Consider the following 18,673-nt stretch of genomic DNA (forward strand, 5'->3'; position numbering starts at 1 on the left):
CCAATGAACGCGCTCAAGCGCCAGCAGATCTACGCGCGCCTGCGCGACGCCAATCCGGCGCCGACCACCGAGCTGCGCTACTCGACACCGTTCGAGCTGCTGGTCGCCGTCGTGCTGTCGGCGCAGGCCACCGATGTCGGCGTCAACAAGGCCACTGCGCGGCTGTTCCCTGTCGCCAACACGCCGCAGGCGATGCTCGCGCTCGGCGAAGCGGGCCTGCGCGAGTACATCAGGACCATCGGCCTGTACCAGACCAAGGCGAAGAACCTCATCGGACTGTGCCGCGCGCTGATCGAGCAGCACGGCGGCGAGGTCCCACGCGCGCGCGCAGCGCTCGAGGCACTCCCCGGCGTCGGCCGCAAGACCGCCAACGTCGTGCTCAACACGGCCTTCGGCGAACCGACGATCGCCGTGGACACGCACATCTTCCGCGTCGCCAACCGCACCGGCCTCGCGCCGGGCAAGACCGTGCGCCAGGTCGAGGACAAGCTGGTGAGGTTCACACCACAGGAATTCGCCCGCGACGCGCACCACTGGCTGATCCTGCACGGACGCTACGTCTGCAAGGCGCGCAAGCCGGAATGCTGGCGCTGCGCGATCGCCGACTTGTGCGAATTTCGCGGCAAGACGCCGAACCCCGAGCCACCGCCGGTCCTTTAGCTTGTCTTGAACGTCCGCGCCATGGATGGCCCGGGCTTGCGCAGGATGCGCGCTACAGCATGTCCAGCGCCGGGACGTAGCGATAGCCCAGCGCGTCGGCCACCGCCTGGTAGGTGACCTCACCGCGGCAGACATTGAGCCCGGCGCGCAGGTTGGGGTCGTCGAGCAGGGCCTGTCGATGGCCCTTGTTGGCCAGCGCCAGCACGTGCGGCAGTGTCGCGTTGGTCAGGGCGAAGGTCGAAGTGCGGGCGACGCCGCCCGGCATGTTGGCGACGCAGTAGTGCACGACGCCGTCGACGACATAGGTCGGCTCCTGGTGCGTTGTCGGGCGCGAGCTCTCGAAGCAGCCGCCCTGGTCGATGGCGACATCCACCATCACCGTGCCATTGGGGATCGACTTGAGCATGTCGCGCGTCACCAGCTTGGGTGCGGCCGCGCCCGGCACCAGCACCGAACCGATCACCAGGTCCGCGCGATGCACGCAGGTCTCGACGGCATCGCGCGTCGAGTACAGCGTCGTCGCCCGGTTCTCGAACACGCTGTCGAGATAGTTCAGCCGCGCCAGCGAGCGGTCGAGGATGGTCACGCGCGCGCCCATGCCGATGGCGATGCGCGCGGCGTTGTAGCCGACCACGCCACCGCCGATGATCACGACCTCCGCCGCCGGCACGCCGGGCACACCGCCGAGCAGCACGCCGTTGCCGCCGGCGGCCTTCTCCATCGCGTGCGCGCCCGCCTGGATCGACATGCGGCCGGCGACCTCGCTCATCGGCGCCAGCAGCGGCAGTCCGCCGCGGCCGTCGGTCACCGTCTCGTAGGCGATGGCGATGCACTTCGACTCGATCAGCCCCCTGGCCTGCTCCGGATCGGGCGCCAGATGTAGGTAGGTGAACAGCACCTGGTTCTCGCGCAGCATCGCGCACTCGGCCGGCTGCGGCTCCTTGACCTTGACGATCAGATCGGCCTGCGCGAACACCTCCGCCGCGGTGCCGACGATGCGCGCGCCGGCGGCGGCGTACTGCTCGTCGCTGATGCCGATGCCCAGTCCCGCCGCGGTCTCGATCAACACCGTATGGCCATGGTGGACCAACTCGCGCACGCCGGCCGGTGTCAGGCCGACGCGGTATTCGTGGTTCTTGATTTCCCGCGGTGTGCCGATACGCATGGTGAACTCCCGCGACCTGAAGTGGGCGGATTATTCCACGCGGGGACGCGCCGCCGCGTCGTGAAATTCCCCCAGGCGGCGCGCCGGTTCCGACCGATGGAGTGCGTACAATCGGCGACCCGTTCCCGCTCCACACGCCGATGACCCCGACACGCCCGCCCTTCCGCACCCTGCCCGCACTGCTGCTGTCGCTGGGCGTCGGCCTGTGCGGCTACTACGGGCAGAAGTGGTACGAACTGCCGACCTACAGCGAGGAAGACATCGCCGCGTCGGTCGAACTCAACCTCCGGCTCGACCTGCAGCGCCGCGGCCCGCACCTGCAGCCCGACGCCGCCGGCCTCGCACGCATGCGCGAAATGGTCCAGGCCGAGGTCGAAGGCGAGATCCGCCGCGAACGCGACCAAGTGCAGCTGCGCTTCGGCGTCGGGCTGATCGCGCTGGTGCTGGGGCTGGGGCAGCTGGCTGCGCAGCGGCTACTGGCGCGCGTGTAGCGCACGCATACCAGCGCCCGGGGCCATTCACGGCCCCTACCCAGTTACGGCGTCGGTGCCGGTGTCGGAGTCGGCTGGGGCGGCTGGAACTTGACCGTGAACAGGCGCACGGATGTGGTCGTCGCGCCGGTGCACGCGCTCGCCGGAACGACCACGTCGATCGTTACGATGCCGGTGTCAGGCTCATCGCCGTTCGGGCTCTGGAGCGTGAAAAAGTAGGTATTCGCAGCCGCGCTCGGGTCCGAAGAATTGAACGGTCCGACCGTCGCCGGAGGCAACACGGTGCCCAGCGTCGAACTCAGAGTGAACGTCGTGCCGCTGGGCATCGGATTGCCGTTGACATCCCGCACCAGGACGGCGATATCGGCTAGGGCCTTCTTCTCGACAAAGAGCAGCTCGCTGCCGTTGTACGAGTTCGGCGCACCGACAGAGACGGCAACCCCGCTGGTCGCGCTCGACGGCACGCGACCGGAAAAGGTCACGACCAACTGCCCGCTGACATTGATCGGCGTCGAACGGCAGTTCACACCTGGCGAGTCACAAACGTAGCCGTCGAAGACACCATTGCCGCCATCGTAAGCCTGGTTGGCGTTGGCATCGACGAAGAACTCGCCCGGGTCGTACACACCATTCTCGTTGTCATCATTGAAGACTTCCGGCAGGTCGGCGAAGGTATCGCCTGCGTCGAAGTAGCCGTTGCCATTGTTGTCGGTGAAGCTTTCCTCGCCGGACACATAACCGACCAAGGACACGCGCCCATTGGCCGGGCGTGGATTCTGCACGACCAACAGCACCGAGCACACACCGGCTTCCGCATCCGCCGACGCATCCGCGGTGATGCAGCTGCCCGAGATTTTGCCGCCCTCGGTGGTCAATACCGGTTGCGTCCCGCCGGGAACGGGGTTGTTGTAGCGATCGGCGAGGCGCACCGAGACCTTCGCGCTTTCGCCGTCGCAGGTACCGTCCAGCGCGAGCTTCTCGCTGGCCACCGACACGCTGTCCGCATCGGCCAGTCCAGTCGTCACGGCAATCGGATCCGAAACTCCCGGAGGCACCGGCAATCCTGAAACCGGATCCGTAGTGTCGGCGCGCACGCGGACGGATGCCTGCGCGCTGCCGGCCTGGACCAGCGTCTGGACGAGTCCCTGGCTGTCGGTCGTGGCCTGCGTGGGCGTGATGGAAATACCTCCGGACGTGGTGCTGAGCGAGAACTGCACGTCCTGGCCCGGCACCGCGCCACCGCTCTTGTCCACGACTTTGAATACCACCGTCGACTGGCCGGGGATGGTGCTGCCACTCATCCCGATCACCGCCGGCGTCGCGGAAATGAACTGCACCGCGCCCACTTCGGACGGCTGCACATTGACAACGCCGACCGCGGTCAGCGTGACACCGTTGATCTCGACCAGCGCGCGCAGCGTGTCCTGTCCCGCACAACCTTGCGCGACATATGTCGTATCTGCCCGTCCGGTGGTGGTCGTCACGATCGCCGGCTGCAGACGGCTGCTGTTGGCGGCCGAACAATCCGAGCTGAACGTCACAGTGGCGCTGACGTTCTGGGCGCGCGCACCCGTGTCATCGACGATGTCCACTCGTAGCGCTGTCTGACCACCAGCGTCGAGTTCGCCGTCCGCGACGAAGATCTGACCGCTGACGAAACTTGTGCCGTCGAGGTACCCGGCCCGGTACGTGACGGTCGTACCGCCGGTCGTGCCCCCGGTCGTACCACCCGTGGTGCCGCCGGTCGTGCCCCCAGTCGTCCCCCCCGTACTGCCACCGAGCGTGTTCCCGGTATCACCCAACTGCGCATCGCCGCCGCAGCCGGACAAGACAGACACCGCGAGTGCCAGCGCGACAACGGACCAGGAACGCGTCATAGCCATGAGCCTCTCACCTGCCGCGGATCCCCGTGCGGCGCTCAGAACGGATGATTCCGGATGCTAAACCTGAAATCCTGCAAAAACAAGAAAATCGGCGCTATTGTGAATCCAGCTTGATAAGAGCCGAGCTGACACGGCCTACTTCTCGCCGGATGACGCTGCGCCGGGCACGGACCGCGACCGCTGTGCGGCCTTGCCGCTTTCAGGCCGGCACGAGACGCCCGACATCCACAGCCTGTACACTCTGCGCCGCGCGCAGGCGGCGGGCAAGCACAGTAGCAACACGGTGGCGCTCGGCAGCGTCGATGCGAGATGCCCGCAGCGCCATGCGGAGCGGCGATCCGCCGTCTCGACCTGCCCATCACCGCCCCGGTAGCTCAGTGGATAGAGCACGCGCCTCCTAAGCGCGGGGTCGTAGGTTCGATTCCTACCCGGGGCGCCAAGCAGCGCATCACTCACGGAAGAACGACGCCGGCTCGAAGTAGCGCGACGGCGGCCTGGGCGACAGCTCCGCCTGCAGCACGCGCAACTCGGTGCGGATCCCCTTGCGCCGGTCCTCCACCGTGACCAGCGAGGGATACCAGTGCGACCCCAGCCGCCGCTGCGCGTCCGGCGCCGCGTACAGGCGCTTCTGCACCTGACCATGCCGGGACAGTTCCGCAGCGACCACGACGCAGGACGCGCGATCGACCTCGGCCACGATCCTGTCGTAGCTCGCCGGCGTATCCGGCGCAGCGAGGATGGAGATGCGCCGCACCGGTCGCCCGGCGATCTCGGAGGCCGGCCCCAGTGACATCGCCCCGCCGGAGAACGACGACAGCAGCTGATACACGTCCTCGAAACTGAGCGCGGTACCGAACAGGCGCTGATCCTCGCCACCGCCACTGACGCGCCGCACCCTGCCGACGCTGGGCAGGTAGACGAAGGTCTCGTCGCCGACCCTGCCGTCCCGGGCGCGCCTGCGCCGGAACAGCCAGGCGGCGCCCCGGAGATCGGCAGGTGCGCGCACCTGCAGGGTCAGGCTGAGTTCGCCGGGCTGCTCGCGTCCGTACAGCCTTGCCTTGAGCTGGCGCACCGACTCGCCTTCGTGGGTGGTCAGTTCGAGGTCCTGGATGCGCCCCTGTTCCGGCACGTTGGCGCGCATGCACGCCAGCAGATCCGGCAGTTCGCCCTGCGCGTGGACCGGACCGCAGGCCGCCGCCATCGCGGTCAGACCCGCCCCTAGCCAGGTGCCCGATTTCATCCGTGAACCCGCAAACCGCGCCTCAGGCACACGTCATGCCGATGGCGGCTGCTGCGAATCCTGCTGCTGTGCGGCAAATCGGTTCAGGGCGCGCCGGGCCAGCTCGCGCTCGACCTCGCGGGCGATGCGATCGGCGAGATGGGCGCGGAACCGGCGCCGCGTGTGCCACATCGACAGCACGACGCCGCCGGCAAAGCAGACGAGGGTGATGACGATCAGCTCGGCGCTCATGCCAGACCGGCCGTGCGCGCCAGCGCCGACACCGCCTGACCCGCGGCACTGGCAGCGCCCGATCCCAGCAGCTTGAACGCGATGACCTGACCGACACCGACCAGCGCGCCCAGCGCCGCGCCGACCGCGATCAGGATCCATTCGTCCTCCTTGAACGCCGGACGCAGCATGCCCTCGAACTCCGGCGCCGGCAGCACTTCCAGACGGCTGGCCAGCGTGTTGCCCAGATCCATCGCTTCCTTGGCATAGCCGTCGATCGAACGCACCGTTTCCGGCAGCTTGGCGACGATGCGCGACACGGCCGCCTCCTTCATCGTCACGTAGCGCTTGGTGCCGACCGTCCAGGCGACGAACGGGCGAGCGACGCCGGACTGCTCGTCGATGGTGCGCTTGATGTGCTTGGCGATCATGTTGAACACGCGGTCCGCGTAAGGCCCCTTGAGCACGGCCTCGATGATGTTGGATGGCGTGACGATCTCGTCGGCGATCAGGCGCGCGTAATCGCGTGAAATCTCCTTCTGGCGCTTGAAGAACAGCCCGTGGATCATCATCGGGCCGATGCGCAGCGGCGTCAGCGGCCGGAAGATCATCTCCAGCGCGATCCAGTTCGTCGCGTAACCGACCAGCAGACCGAACAGCGGCAACTGCCAGTTCGCCTGGTAGAACGTCCAGCCGATCATCTGCAGGACACCGAAGGCAAAGCCGAAGTAGAAGCCGGAATTGCCGATGAACTTGAATTCCTGCTTGCCGGTCTCCTGAAACACCGTGTTGATCAGCTGCTTGTCGCGCACCAGCGTGGTGACGACCATGTCCTTGAGGTCGAACACGGTCTCGATGTTGTTGCGAATCTCGTTCATCACCTGCGCGACGACTTCCGGCGCGTCGTCCTGCACGCGCTTGATGATCAGGTTGCGCACCGCGACCGGCAGCGTCTCCCAGATCGTCGGCTGGTACTCGGTCATGATCTCTTCCATCAGGTTCTCGACCAGCGCCAGGATGGGTCTTTCGATCTCCTCGGCGACCCGGTCCGGATCGAGGCGGTCGAAGATCTCGCGCTCGGTGATCAGCCGCGGAACCAGCGTGTCGCAGGCGATGGACGCCATCTTGCCGGCCTTGCGCGGAATGATGCCCTGCCAGCCCAGGAACGGCGGCTTGATGCCGAGGAATTCCAGCGGATAGAACATCATCTTGATGGCGATGACGTTGGTCACGTAACCGACGATGCCGCTGGTGATCGGCATCGACAGATATAGCCAGATGTCCCCCCGGAAATTCGCCCAGGCTTTCGCCAGCAGACCCAGACCTGCCGCTTCCTCCATCGCTCTCCCCCAGTGTTGTATGGATCGCCGCGCCGCGACGCAGGATCAGGTTTCGACCCGACCCTCGATGACCTCACCGCCGACGGCATCGGGCTGGCAGGCGGTCCAGAAGCGCTTGCCAAGCTCGCTGATGCGCAGCGTCTGCCGCCGGAAGCGCACCGGCGTCTCCGCCGAACCGGTCGCCGTGGTGATCGCCTGCCGGACGGCGACGTCGCTCTCCAGGATCTGGTACTTCATCTCCTGCGCCTTGTCCTCGGCGCCGAACTCGACCAGTCCCAGCGACAGCAGATGTCCGACATAGGCTGGCACGAGTTCCAGCAGTTTCACGCCCGCCGGCTTGCCGACGTTGCTGAAGTTTTCGGCGATGCGCCGGCCAGTGCGTCCCATGAAGCGCTCGCTGATGTGGATCAGCGCATAGGTCGAGCCGTCGGAGAGGGCCCCGAGAATACGCGCCTCGTCCGGCACCAGTTCGCCGATGAACTGATGGAACAGCGCCTCGTAGGCCTGCTCGCGGTCCTGCGCATCGGCCTGCTCGAGCAGCGCCGCCATGCGCTCGGCGAGGCCCCGCGCACGCCCCGCGTCCACCATCGCACCGACGACGACGAAGCCCTGTTGTCCGGGCTTGATGTCCGCCTCGATGCGATCCATGCGCGCCTTGAGCTCGGTCAGCAGCAGCTGCTCGATGCGTTCCAGCTGACGCTGCACCAGTTCTGCGCCGGGCAGGTTCTGCAGCACCTGCGTGACGCGGCGGAACATGCCGGCACCCAGACGGCTGTTGTCTTCCAGAGCTTTTTGCGCCATCGCCTTACGCGCCACAGATGATCTCCCCAGGCCGGATCGGGGCGGCGCGCCGGTCGCTGCCGTACGCCCGTTCCGCTTGCATCGTCACGCGGCACGGGGAGATAGTACCATCATTCGATGGCACTGTCCCGAGTGCGCGCAGGACGCGGAGAATAGCCTGATGGAATCCCAAAGCGAACAGCGTCCGGTGGGCGTATCCCCGTTCGGCGAGATCCGCAGGCTGGTCCTCGGCCTGGCGGACGTGCAGTTCTCCGAGATGCTGACGCCCAGGCTGCTGCCGACGATCTACGGCCTGGGCATCGTGTTCGCCGCGCTGCTGACCCTGTACCGGATCGCGATGGGTTTCCGCGAGTCCTGGGGACAGGGCGTGGCCTGGCTCGTCATTGTCGGCCCGGCGACCTTTCTCGCCGTGGTCGGCGCATTGCGCATCGGACTGGAATTCATGCTGGCGATCTTCCGCGTCGTCGTCCACGTCGAGCGCCTCGACGAGATCGCGCATCGCATTCACGGCCAGACCGAGGAGATCGCCGAGGATCTGCCGCGCATCCAGTTCTGGCGCGCGTTCAGCCGCCTGCGCAGGACGGACAGCAGCGGTGCCCGAGTGGTCAGCGCAGGTCCGGCCGTACCTCCGGGCCGTCCCGATCCAGCGGACCGTAGGGATTGCTGACACGCAGCGGCCCGCCGCGGCGGTCCTCGGCCGCCACGCCGAAGTCGAGCATCGTGCTCGGCCGCAACACGACATCCAGCCGGGTCAGGATCAGGCGCGTCTGCGCCTGGTCCGGCCGGATGCGCAGCGGGATCGCTGCGGTCACCGGCGTGCGCACGGTCTGGTCGATCGGCAGGCGCGTGCGCAGCACCGTGTCGACCGTCGTCTTCAAATCGTGATCGAGGTCCGCCGACAGAGGTCCGCTGTAGCTCACGTCGAGCACTTCCCGGATCGGAATCCTGAGGTGCACCGGCAGCTGGAACTTCAGCGGCAGCGCGGTGCGGATCGTCAGGTTGCGCAGCGACTTGAGGTTCTTGTAGTTGATGCCGGTACGGATGGTCACTTTCGCCGAGGTATCCACGGGAAGGGTGCCGTCGTAGATCACCTCGAACTGCACCGGCACCTGGGCGTTGAGCTCCACGTCGAGGTCGTAGCGGCCGCGCAGCGGCACCGTCAGCGCCTGCCTGAACGGCACCGCCGTCGCGATCTCCCCCTTCATCGCCACGTCGAGGACGTTGGTCACCTTCGCGGTCGCGCCGAACTCTGCGGGCAACGCAATGCCCACCGGCTGGTCGCTGATCGGAATGTGAATGACGAGGTGCAGCCACAGCCACCCGGCCAGCCAGACGCCGGCCAGCAATGCGCCGAGCGCGCCGGCAGCGCCGATGATCCAGCCGGCCGGTCCTCTTCCGTGCACCACGGACTTGACCGGCGTTTCCGCAGCCGGAACTTCCGCCGTCGGCGCCGCGCCGACGCGCGCAGGAAGGTGCCCACCGCGCCGGCTCATGGCTGCCGCTCCGGCCGGGCTGCGGATTCGTTGACCCGCAGCTTGAGCGTGCGCAGAGGCAGCGTCAGGTCCGCTTCGGTGATCACGGCGCGCGCCGGTGCGGACGGCATCTTGACCCGCGCTTCGAGATCGTTGAGGACCGGCACCTGCAGGCCGGCGGCGATCGGCACCTCGGCCTCGATCACGGTCTTGAGCGGCACGGTCAGGGTCTGCCGGATCGACGCCGTCACCGGCCGCGTGAAGGTCAGCCGCACCGGCTGATCGACCGGAATGATCATGTCCACCGGCACGACGGTATCGATGGGAATCTTGCCGCGCAGCGGGATCTTCAGCGTGCTGCCCAGTTCCGGCAGATAGGCTTCGACCGTCGTATCCAGCTTGACCACCTGCTTCAGCGGAATGCGGTCCTTCAGACGCACGTTCATCTTCAGCGGGATCTCGCCGTCGAAATGCGCGATGACGGTGACGGTGTCGCTGACCGGAATCTGCACCGGCTGGTCGATGGGTATGCGCGTGCGGATGGTTTCGTCGAGCCGCAGATCGAGCTTGCCGCTGACGCGCGCCCGACCGGTCAGATCCTGCGGAATGACCGCCATCACCGGCTGGTTGCGCAGCCGGAGGGTCAGATCGACACGGCTGACGATCCACCACGCGATCAGCGCACCGCCCGCAGCCGCGAGCAGCAGCACGGCCAGCACCGGCAGCAGACCGACGCCGGACTGGCGCGTCCGCCCCGATGCGCGCAGCGTCATGGCTGCGCCACGGCGGCCTGCGCGCCGTCGTCGGCGAAGCCGAAACCGAGCCGGCCGACCGGGATCGCCAGATCGGCGTAATTGAGCCTGACCGGCAGCGGCGGCTCCCGGCGCACGTCGGCCGTGGCCTGCAGATCATTGAGCACCGGCACGCTCATGCGCGTCTTCAGCGGCACGTCGGCGACGATCACGGTCTGGAGCGGCACGTCGAGCTTCTGGTGCAGCCGCGCCTTGATCGGCGCGGTGAACTTGAGCCTCAGGTCCTGATCGACCGGCACGATCAGATTGACCGGCACCCGCGCCCGCACCGGAAAGCTGCCGCGCAGCGGCAGTTCGAAGGTCTCGCCGAGCAGATCCGCCTGCACCACCGTGTCGATGTCGATGTTCTGCTCGAGGACGATGCTGTCCTTCACGGTGACGTCGGTCTTCAGCGGCACGACCGTGTCGAAGGCGACGACCAGCGACAGCGCCTCGGTCAGCGGGACGCTGACACGGGTGTCCACCGGCACCTGGGTGCTGACCACTTCATCGAGCGCGATGTCGAGCGCGTTGAGGACACTGGCCTGCACCTCCAGCGGCTGATCGACATAGGCGAGCAGATTCTCGTCGGTCACCAGCAGGTTCGCCTGCAGGTCCTTGAGCACCAGTTGGAACACCAGCATGGCGCCAGCCGCCGCGCCGACGAGGATCACGAGCGCCCACAGCAGCAGTCCCCCCCGCTGACGACGTTCAGAACTGGTACGAAACGGACACATTGAGGAAATCCCGGTCGCGCAGGCGGTTGCCGTCGCCGCCGCCGAAGAAGATGAACTGGTCGAAGGCCAGGCCCAGCGTGTTGCGGTAGTTGAAGGCCAGACCGGCCAGGCCGATCTTGCGGCCGTCCTGGAAGTTGCCGCCCAGACCCGGCGTGATGCCGTTGACGTCGTGGAACAGGATCAGCTGCGGACGCAGACGCAGCCCGTCGAACAGCCAATCGTCGTAAGACCAGATCGCCGCGGCCTTGTAGCCCCAGGCGAGGCGGGTCGGAAAGCCGCTGGCATCCGTCTGGTAGGGATTGATCTTGAGCGCATCGCCGGTTTCCTCGATGCCCGGCGAGAAGTGCGTGTTGGTCGTCGCCAGGCCATCGAGCTGCAGCACGGAAAGCGGCGGCAGGCCCGGCACGTAGGTCGCACCCAGTTCGAACAGCAGCGCCGCCTGGTCCGCGCCCAGCCAGGGCCATTCGGTGCCCAGGATCTTGGCGATGCCCAGGCAGCCCTGCCAGAAGTCGAACTTCTCGTAGCCACGGATATAGGAACCCGGTTCGACTTCGCCCGGCGTGCCACCGCGATAGGCGGTGACATGGTCCGGCACCGCATTGCGCCGGTCGGTGAACGTGGCCCCGGCGAGCTGGCCGAACGACAGCCGCGGCGCCAGAACCTGCAGCAGCGGCGTCAGCGGATCGAGCTGGCCGGCCTGCGACGGAAACAGCGGCAGCTCGTTGCGCGGAAACGCGGGCTGCAGCGCGGCGAACACCAGGTCTTCCAGATCGACCTGGAACGGATGATCGGGACGGTAGGCCAGTTCGCCGGTCCAGGTCAGCCCCAGCGCCGCCGTGTTGAAGCCGACGCCGAACACCTGGATATCCTCCGGATACTCGAGAAACAGCGCTGCGCTGGACAGGGGCAGGGCGTCGTAGCCGTCGCCGACCAGCTTGTCGCCGTTGTTGAGACTCTGCAGCAGGCCGATGAGTCCGGACGGGCTGTTGACGTCACGACCGCAGGCACGCAGGAAGTTGAACAGGCCCTGCGGGAATGGCGCCGGCTGCACGTCCTCGCCCGTCGCGCTGCCCTCGCGCGTGGTGCAGCTGGCCTGCGCGGCGATGAAGCTGGCGGCCGGCAGGCGTGCGTGATAGCGGGCGAAGTACACCGAGAACTCGGTGCCACCGAGCAGTTCCTCGGAGAACCAGCCGAGCCTGATGCCGTACTGGCCATCGGCACGCGGTTCGACGTTGTCCAGACGCGGCACCGAACCAGCGGTGTCGCTGATCAGGCCGACGACGGGCGTCAGTTCCCGCTGCAGCTGCAGCGGGTCCTCCGGCGTCTTGCCGAACGGCAGCGGCAGCGAATCGTCCGACAGCTCGCCGCGGTTCTGCGCCTCGGTGCCGATGTCGACGATGAACGAGCCCAGCGAACCGCGGGCCGGCAGCGTGTAGGGCCGCCACTCCAACTGGTAATAGGCTTCCAGCGCCAGTGCGTCCGTCAGCAGCGTCTGCAGATGGATCATCGCCACCGGATCGACGGCCTCGTCGAGATCCATGGTCGGGCGGAAGAAATTGTTGAAATTGACCGGCGTGACGAAGTTGAGCGTGCCGGAGATCGCGAACAGCGCTTCACCCCAGTTCACGTACTGGCGGCCGATGCGCACGTCGATCTCGCGGTCGGCGAACGACGGCAGGCGGAAGAAGACGTTGGCCTCGCGCAGGTCGAACTGGCGGCCGTTGTCGGCGCGCGCGCCGCGCGGGGCGCGGAGCGTGGTGGCGACGCCCGGCGCCGGCCCTTCTTCGACGATGAGGTTCGGATTGGAGATGCGCTGGCGGTCGAGCACGCCGTCATAGAACGCCTGCCAGCCCAGATGCAGGCCCCAGCTGCCGTCGCCGCCGCCGATCTTCAGGTCGGAACGCCAGCGTGCCACCGCGCTGGTGACCTCACCGCGGCCATGGGTGAGATCGGCCTCGTCGCCGAGCTGCCACGCGGAACCCGGCGCGGCCATCCAGCGCTGGTGGGGCTCGAGGTTGTCGCGTGTCAGGGACAGGCAGGCGTCCTCCGCACACAGCGCAGGATCGAGGTTGGACTTGCCGATGAAACCGTCGTTGCGCGATGCGAGACGCCACTGCGCACCTGCCGCGAGCTTGTGGGTCCAGGCAATGTCGAAGCCCGGCCCCCAGTCCACGTTCCAGCCGGCCGCTGCAGCGCCGCTGGCGACCAGCCAGGCGCTCAGCGCGAGCCCACTTCCGAGACTGCTCCGCACCCGATTCTCCCCTCGTGGACGCAGCGGGTTGCCCGCGGCTCGCCGGCCGCCTTGCGTTCTGTTTGCCGGAGTAGTTTACATAGATCGATGTAAATATGAACCCGATCTCCGGCATCGTTCGTCCGAACCGCTACGTGGCCGTCTCGGCCGCACGCGACTTGCTGTGGCTGATCGCACCGGCCGGGCTGTCGAGGAAGTCCGCCGCGAAGCGGTCGAACCGTCCCTGCCCGATCGCGTCGCGGATCGCGCGCATGTGGTTCTGGTAGTAGCGCAGGTTGTGGATCGTGTTCAGGCGCGCACCGAGGATCTCGTTGCAGCGATCGAGATGGTGCAGATAGGCCCGCGAGTAGTGGCGGCAGGTGTAGCAGTCGCACGCGGGATCCAACGGCCGCGCGTCGTCGCGATGCACCGCGTTGCGGATCTTGACCACGCCCTCGCTGGTGAACAGATGACCGTTGCGCGCGTTGCGCGTCGGCATCACGCAGTCGAACATGTCGATGCCGCGTGCCACCGCCTGCACCAGATCGCGCGGCGTGCCCACGCCCATCAGATAACGCGGATGCTCGCGCGGCAGCGCCGGCCCGAGCGCATCCAGCACCTTGAGGCGCTCGGTCTCCGGTTCGCCGACCGACAGGCCGCCGACCGCATAGCCGTCGAAGCCGATCTCACCCAGACGCTGCAGCGATTCCAGTCGCAGATGCGGGTACATGCCGCCCTGGACGATGCCGAACAGCGCCTCGTTACGCGGCTCGGCCGTGTTGCTGGCTGCGAATGCGCTCCTGCAGCGCAGTGCCCAGCGCGCCGACAGCTCCATCGACTTGCGCGCCTGCTTCTCAGTGGCCGGGTACGGCGTGCACTCGTCGAACTGCATGACGATGTCCGAACCCAGCGCGTGCTGGACCTCGATCGCCCGCTCCGGCGTCAGGAAGATGCGGTCGCCGTTGACCGGCGACGCGAACTTCACGCCCTCCTCGGTGATCTTGCGCAGACCGGACAGGCTCCACACCTGGAAGCCACCGGAATCGGTCAGGATCGGGCCGTCCCAGTGCATGAAGCGGTGCAGTCCGCCGAGCACACGCACCGTCTGCTCGCCCGGACGCAGCATCAGGTGGAAGGTGTTGCCGAGGATGATCTGCGCGCCGATGTCGCGCAGTTCTTCCGGCGTCATCGCCTTGACCGTGCCGTAGGTCCCCACCGGCATGAAAGCCGGCGTCTCGACCTCGCCACGCTCGAAGATCAGGCGTCCGCGCCGTGCGGCGCCGCAGGTGGCGAGTAATTCGAACTTCACGTCAGCGGATCCCGTGCACAGGGCTTGCGAATGAGGCGCGAATTGTCCCACGCACGCGTCCGGGCTGCAGCGCGCCGCTTTGACAGGGCGCGGGGCCAGCGCGTACGGTCGCTGCGCCCTTGCGAGGAGTGCTGCAATGCGATTGATCACCGGCCTGCTCGATCGCCTGCTGTTTGCCGCGGGCCTGGCGCTGTTCCTGCAGATTCCGCAGTTCATCGATCACTACACGCAGCGCTATGGCGGCTACCGGCAGGCGCTGGCCGACAGCGTCGCGCAATACCAGCAGAACGCCGACCGCCACTACCGCGGTGACCTCGATGCGATGACACGGGATTTTCGCAACGACGACAAGCCGGCGCTGCGCGACATCGGCGACAAGATCGCGGACGAACGGCGGCGACTCGCCGAGATGGAGCACGGGCTGGCGATCCTGCGCTACGGTCACCTCGGCCAGAAGCTCTGGTACCTGGCTCGCCACATTGAGCCTTCGATCGCCTACGGCGTCCTGGAGAACTTCCGTCCGGGCCTGCCGCTGACGATCGACGCGCTGCTGTGCGGCCTGGTCGGCGGTGTGCTGGCCAGCGCGCTGTTCAACCTGCTGCTGTGGCCGCTGCGGCTCGTCGTGGACCGCCGTCCGCTACTGCGGGTGTGATCAGCGCTTGCGGCTGCGTGCGAAATTGAGATCGCTGCTGGTCGCACGCAGACGGCTGCCGAGGTACTGCGCCAGCGCGCGGTAGAACTTCACCGCCAGCGACGGATGGGCGTCCAGCAGCTTGCGCAGCGCGTCATAGCGGATCAGGACGATCTCCGAGCGCTCCATGGCGCGCGCGGTGGCCGAGCGCGGCTCGCCGTCAAGGAAGGACATCTCGCCAAAGTGCGCGCCCGTGCCCAGCGTCGCCAACATGATCGTGTTGTTCTCGCCGGCCTGGGCGATCTGTACCGAGCCATGCTTGATGATCAGCAGGGCGTCGGCGGCATCACCCTCGTTGAACAGCACGTCGCCGGGATTCTGCGCCTTGCGCTGCGCGATCGCCTCGACGCCGGCGAGCTCGTCTTCCGAGAACTCCCTGAACAGATACACATCCTGCAGCAGTCGGCGATCCATGCGGCGGCTCCGGTCGTGAGGCTCGATTGCGGGAATGGCACCAGCATACACCAGCGTCACGCCGCTTCCGTGAACCGCTCCTCAGCGATCCAGCAGCATCGCATCACCGTAGCTGAAGAAGCGGTAGCGCTGCGCGACCGCGTGACGGTAGGCGCGCATCACCCGCTCGTAGCCACCGAAGGCGCAGACCAGCATCATCAGCGTGGACTCGGGCAGATGAAAATTGGTCAGCAACCGGTCCACGACGCGGAAGCGGAATCCCGGCGTGATGAACAGGCGCGTCTCGCCGGACGCCGGCAGCAGCGTCGCCTCGCGATCCTGGGCCAGCGCGGCGGATTCCAGCGCACGGGTGACCGTCGTGCCGACCGCGACGACCCGGCCGCCGCGCTCGCGCACGCGCACGAGGGCGGCGCACAGCTCCGGTCCGATGCTGTAGCGCTCCGCGTGCATGCGGTGCTGTGCCAGATCCTCGACGCGCACCGGCTGGAACGTGCCTGCGCCGACGTGCAGGGTCAGCGTCGCCGTCTCGACGCCGCGCGCGCGCACCGCCGCCAGCAGCTCCTCGTCGAAATGCAGGCCGGCCGTCGGCGCGGCGACCGCACCGGGTTCGCGCGCGAACACGGTCTGGTAGCGCTCGCGGTCCTCGGCGTCCGGGTCATGCGTGATGTACGGCGGCAGCGGCAGCCGTCCGGCCCGCTCCAGGAAGGCCAGCACGCCATCCCCACCCTCGTAGCGCAGCCGGAACAGATCCTCGTTGCGGCCCAGCACCGTCAGGCGGTCCGCATCGCCGACCAGGATCGTCCCGCCGGCTTTCGGCTTCTTGCTGACGCCCAGTTGTGCGATGAACTCATGTGCGTCGAGCACGCGCTCGACGAGAATCTCCACGCGGCCGCCCGTCGGCTTGCGTCCGAACAGACGCGCCGGAATCACCCGCGTGTCGTTGAACACCAGCAGGTCGCCGGCCGACAGCAGACCCGGCAGATCGGCGATGCGCCGATCGTGCAGGGCATCGCCGCGACCGACATGCAGCAAACGGCTGGCCGAGCGGCGCGGCGCCGGATGCTGGGCGATCAGTTCAGGGGGAAGGTCGTAGTGAAAATCCGATCGGCGCACGAAGCAGGGTCTCCGTGGCGATCGGTGGTGCCGAAGGAGAGACTCGAACTCTCACGAGGGGTTGCCTCGGCGGATTTTGAGTCCGCTGCGTCTACCGATTCCGCCACTTCGGCGTGGGGGCGCGCATTATAGCCAGCGGACTCATGCCGGGCGCATGAAACGGGCGGCCGCAGCCGCCCGTGGGTCCGACGATGCGGAGGTTAGAGGCGGAAGTCGATGCGCACGCCGGCGTGATAGCCGCTGATGCGCGCCGAGTTCTGCGCCCGGAACACCGTGCCGCCACCGCCCACGCGCAATTCGAGCGCGTCGCTGGTGAACAACGGGATGTCGAGGTTGACGCCGAAACTCGCACCGCTGAGCGTCTCCGATGCACTGCCGCGCTCGAGCTTGGTGCTGGCGTATCCGATCGCGCCACCGACCTCGACGAGATCGAACAGCACGCCGGTCGGTACCAGATACACCCCGTAGAACTGCTGGGTGCTGTATTCGCCGTCGTTCGGTTTGTCGGAACTGCCGCCATCGAATCCGGCCTGTACCTCGAGCCCGACGGCCTCGAACACACGCATGCCCGCACGGACACGGTACATCTTCGAGTCGAGTTCCTCGCCGCCGAAGGCCGCGCCCAGCGCGGGCTTCGAGAACGACACGTGGGTCCACACGTAATCGCCGCCGACATAGAACTTGTGCCCTTCACCCGGCTCCTCGCCGGACCCCGCCTCGTCCCCGGCCTCGTCACTGGCCTGATCGCCGGTGTCGTCGCCCGAGGCGTAGCTCTCCTCGGTACCGGACGTGTCCGACGAAGCCTCGGTCTCGGCTGCCGCCTCGTCGCCGGCGCCGCCATCGGCATCGGCTGCGGCGCCCTCGTCCTGGGATTCCGGCACGTCGGCCGGATCGGTCGCCATCTCCGTGTAACCGCTGTCGGTCTCCGCCTCCGGCACCGCCTCCTCTTGGGCAAACACTGCCGTGGACGCCATCAGGCCGAAGGCGAGCACACCGAGCTTCTTCATGACCATCCCCCAGATATCCAGAAAGGTGCTTGTTTTGCAGGCGGATGTTCTCCGATTTTTCCGCGTAAATCCACTTCAGCGGCTATAGTGCGCGCTCGGTCCGCGCCGTCGCGGATGCAACAGACCATCGCGCATGTTTCCGGAACCTCGCTACTGCAACGCCTGTGGGCACAGCGTCGAGTACCGCGTACCGGACGGTGATCACCTGCCGCGCCACGTCTGCAGCAACTGCGGACACATCCAGTACCGCAACCCCAAGGTGATCGTCGGCGTGATCCCGGAATGGGAGGATGGACGCATCCTGATGTGCCGCCGCGCGATCGAGCCGCGGCTCGGCCTGTGGACCTTCCCGGCCGGGTTCATGGAGATGGGCGAGACCAGCGCCGCCGGTGCCGCGCGCGAGGCGCGCGAGGAGTCGCGCGCCGACGTCGAGGTGGGCACGCTGCTGATGGTCATCAACGTCCCCTATGTCAGCCAGATCTACATGATCCATTGCGGACGCCTGCTCGCGCCGGCGTTCGGACCGACCGCGGAGAGCTCCGAGGTGATGCTGATGGCCGAAGACGAGATCCCCTGGGACGACATCGCCTTTCCGACCATCTGGCACAGCCTTCGGCACTTCTTCGACGACCGGCGCCGCGGCGCGTACACGACCCACGTGCTCGACCTGAGCTTCAGGCCGCGTGCGCCGGAGCGTGCCGAGGTGCCCGGCGACGATCCTGCGGCGAGTTGATCGTTTAAACTACGGCACCGTCTGTTCCCGTTTCCAGAGCGTCTCATGACCTTCGTCGTCACCGAAAACTGCATCAAGTGCAAGTACACCGACTGCGTGGAAGTCTGCCCGGTGGACTGCTTCCACGAGGGATCGAATTTCCTGGTGATCGATCCCGAGGAGTGCATCGACTGCACGCTGTGCGAGCCGGAGTGTCCGGCCGAGGCGATCTTCGCCGAGGATGACCTGCCTGCGGATCAGGCACATTTCAAGGAACTCAACGCCCAGCTGGCCAAGCAATGGCCGGTGATCACCGAACGCAAGGAACCGCCCGCGGACGCCAAGGACTGGGACGGCAAGCCGGGCAAGCTGGACCTGCTCGAACGCTGAAGCCCCTCACGCATGCC

General features: G+C 67.2%; 20 protein-coding genes and 2 tRNA genes. 7 read left to right on the forward strand and 15 right to left on the reverse strand.

Annotation, left to right across the window (positions count from 1 at the left end):
* The first annotated feature begins 3 nt into the window (after nucleotides 1–3).
* Nucleotides 4–660, forward strand: coding sequence for an endonuclease III (nth, locus tag AAG565_RS08440; RefSeq protein WP_348819137.1), 657 nt, complete (start codon nucleotides 4–6; stop codon nucleotides 658–660).
* 52 nt (nucleotides 661–712) lie between these two features.
* Here the strand turns inward: nth and ald are convergent, their stop codons facing one another.
* The gene (ald, locus tag AAG565_RS08445; protein WP_348819138.1) at nucleotides 713–1,825 is read right to left on the reverse strand and encodes an alanine dehydrogenase; all 1,113 of its coding nucleotides are present in this window, start codon (nucleotides 1,823–1,825) and stop codon (nucleotides 713–715) included.
* A gap of 140 nt (nucleotides 1,826–1,965) precedes the next feature.
* Between ald and AAG565_RS08450 the strand changes: the two genes are divergently transcribed.
* Nucleotides 1,966–2,316 carry a hypothetical protein gene (locus AAG565_RS08450; protein ID WP_348819139.1) on the forward strand — a complete coding sequence of 117 codons (351 nt, stop codon included), beginning with the start codon at nucleotides 1,966–1,968 and terminating at the stop codon, nucleotides 2,314–2,316.
* Nucleotides 2,317–2,360: 44 nt separating this feature from the next.
* On the opposite strand, the gene AAG565_RS08455 is transcribed toward AAG565_RS08450, so the two are convergent.
* Nucleotides 2,361–4,199, reverse strand: coding sequence for a hypothetical protein (locus AAG565_RS08455; RefSeq protein ID WP_348819140.1), 1,839 nt, complete (start codon nucleotides 4,197–4,199; stop codon nucleotides 2,361–2,363).
* A gap of 363 nt (nucleotides 4,200–4,562) precedes the next feature.
* Here AAG565_RS08455 and AAG565_RS08460 point away from each other — a divergent pair.
* A tRNA-Arg gene (locus AAG565_RS08460) sits at nucleotides 4,563–4,638 on the forward strand.
* A 9-nt stretch (nucleotides 4,639–4,647) separates the two neighbouring features.
* Here the strand turns inward: AAG565_RS08460 and AAG565_RS08465 are convergent.
* The 4 genes from AAG565_RS08465 to AAG565_RS08480 are packed head-to-tail and all read right to left on the reverse strand — an operon-like array spanning nucleotide 4,648 to nucleotide 7,805.
* Nucleotides 4,648–5,439 carry an outer membrane lipoprotein-sorting protein gene (locus AAG565_RS08465; RefSeq protein WP_348819141.1) on the reverse strand — a complete coding sequence of 264 codons (792 nt, stop codon included), beginning with the start codon at nucleotides 5,437–5,439 and terminating at the stop codon, nucleotides 4,648–4,650.
* A 33-nt stretch (nucleotides 5,440–5,472) separates the two neighbouring features.
* Nucleotides 5,473–5,670, reverse strand: a complete 198-nt coding sequence (locus tag AAG565_RS08470; RefSeq protein WP_348819142.1) for a hypothetical protein — start codon at nucleotides 5,668–5,670, stop codon at nucleotides 5,473–5,475.
* A complete protein-coding gene (locus AAG565_RS08475) occupies nucleotides 5,667–6,989 on the reverse strand; it encodes a DUF445 family protein (protein ID WP_348819143.1) in 1,323 nt (440 codons plus the stop codon). The genes AAG565_RS08470 and AAG565_RS08475 overlap by 4 nt, the downstream gene beginning before the upstream one ends.
* Before the next feature lie 45 nt (nucleotides 6,990–7,034).
* Nucleotides 7,035–7,805 carry an Abi-alpha family protein gene (locus AAG565_RS08480; RefSeq protein ID WP_348819144.1) on the reverse strand — a complete coding sequence of 257 codons (771 nt, stop codon included), beginning with the start codon at nucleotides 7,803–7,805 and terminating at the stop codon, nucleotides 7,035–7,037.
* 145 nt (nucleotides 7,806–7,950) lie between these two features.
* Between AAG565_RS08480 and AAG565_RS08485 the strand changes: the two genes are divergently transcribed.
* A complete protein-coding gene (locus AAG565_RS08485) occupies nucleotides 7,951–8,457 on the forward strand; it encodes a DUF4282 domain-containing protein (RefSeq protein WP_348819145.1) in 507 nt (168 codons plus the stop codon).
* Here AAG565_RS08485 and AAG565_RS08490 read toward each other — a convergent pair.
* The 5 genes from AAG565_RS08490 to tgt all read right to left on the reverse strand — a co-directional run bounded on the left by AAG565_RS08490 (nucleotide 8,396) and on the right by tgt (nucleotide 14,329).
* Nucleotides 8,396–9,283, reverse strand: coding sequence for a hypothetical protein (locus AAG565_RS08490; RefSeq protein WP_348819146.1), 888 nt, complete (start codon nucleotides 9,281–9,283; stop codon nucleotides 8,396–8,398). The genes AAG565_RS08485 and AAG565_RS08490 overlap by 62 nt on opposite strands.
* Nucleotides 9,280–10,035 carry a hypothetical protein gene (locus AAG565_RS08495; RefSeq protein ID WP_348819147.1) on the reverse strand — a complete coding sequence of 252 codons (756 nt, stop codon included), beginning with the start codon at nucleotides 10,033–10,035 and terminating at the stop codon, nucleotides 9,280–9,282. The genes AAG565_RS08490 and AAG565_RS08495 overlap by 4 nt, the downstream gene beginning before the upstream one ends.
* On the reverse strand, nucleotides 10,032–10,790 hold the full coding sequence (locus AAG565_RS08500) for a hypothetical protein (protein ID WP_348819148.1): 759 nt from the start codon (nucleotides 10,788–10,790) through the stop codon (nucleotides 10,032–10,034). The genes AAG565_RS08495 and AAG565_RS08500 overlap by 4 nt, the downstream gene beginning before the upstream one ends.
* The gene (locus tag AAG565_RS08505) at nucleotides 10,765–13,041 is read right to left on the reverse strand and encodes a DUF1302 family protein (protein WP_348819149.1); all 2,277 of its coding nucleotides are present in this window, start codon (nucleotides 13,039–13,041) and stop codon (nucleotides 10,765–10,767) included. The genes AAG565_RS08500 and AAG565_RS08505 overlap by 26 nt, the downstream gene beginning before the upstream one ends.
* A gap of 130 nt (nucleotides 13,042–13,171) precedes the next feature.
* Nucleotides 13,172–14,329, reverse strand: coding sequence for a tRNA guanosine(34) transglycosylase Tgt (tgt, locus tag AAG565_RS08510; RefSeq protein ID WP_348819150.1), 1,158 nt, complete (start codon nucleotides 14,327–14,329; stop codon nucleotides 13,172–13,174).
* Nucleotides 14,330–14,465: 136 nt separating this feature from the next.
* Between tgt and AAG565_RS08515 the strand changes: the two genes are divergently transcribed.
* Entirely contained in the window at nucleotides 14,466–14,981 is a 516-nt protein-coding gene (locus AAG565_RS08515) for a DUF2937 family protein (protein ID WP_348819151.1), read from the forward strand.
* Here the strand turns inward: AAG565_RS08515 and AAG565_RS08520 are convergent, their stop codons facing one another.
* The 4 genes from AAG565_RS08520 to AAG565_RS08535 form a co-directional block, all read right to left on the reverse strand.
* Nucleotides 14,982–15,434, reverse strand: a complete 453-nt coding sequence (locus tag AAG565_RS08520) for a cyclic nucleotide-binding domain-containing protein (protein ID WP_348819152.1) — start codon at nucleotides 15,432–15,434, stop codon at nucleotides 14,982–14,984.
* Between the two features lie 81 nt (nucleotides 15,435–15,515).
* A complete protein-coding gene (queA, locus tag AAG565_RS08525; protein ID WP_348819153.1) occupies nucleotides 15,516–16,547 on the reverse strand; it encodes a tRNA preQ1(34) S-adenosylmethionine ribosyltransferase-isomerase QueA in 1,032 nt (343 codons plus the stop codon).
* Nucleotides 16,548–16,572: 25 nt separating this feature from the next.
* Nucleotides 16,573–16,660: transfer RNA gene (locus AAG565_RS08530), tRNA-Leu, on the reverse strand.
* 87 nt (nucleotides 16,661–16,747) lie between these two features.
* Nucleotides 16,748–17,554, reverse strand: a complete 807-nt coding sequence (locus AAG565_RS08535) for an outer membrane beta-barrel protein (protein ID WP_348819154.1) — start codon at nucleotides 17,552–17,554, stop codon at nucleotides 16,748–16,750.
* 133 nt (nucleotides 17,555–17,687) lie between these two features.
* Between AAG565_RS08535 and AAG565_RS08540 the strand changes: the two genes are divergently transcribed.
* Nucleotides 17,688–18,287, forward strand: a complete 600-nt coding sequence (locus tag AAG565_RS08540; RefSeq protein WP_348819155.1) for an NUDIX hydrolase — start codon at nucleotides 17,688–17,690, stop codon at nucleotides 18,285–18,287.
* Between the two features lie 45 nt (nucleotides 18,288–18,332).
* On the forward strand, nucleotides 18,333–18,656 hold the full coding sequence (gene fdxA, locus AAG565_RS08545; protein ID WP_348819156.1) for a ferredoxin FdxA: 324 nt from the start codon (nucleotides 18,333–18,335) through the stop codon (nucleotides 18,654–18,656).
* Nucleotides 18,657–18,673 lie beyond the last annotated feature (17 nt).

The sequence above is a fragment of the Fontimonas sp. SYSU GA230001 genome (assembly GCF_040066175.1).
GTDB lineage: Bacteria > Pseudomonadota > Gammaproteobacteria > Nevskiales > Nevskiaceae > Solimonas.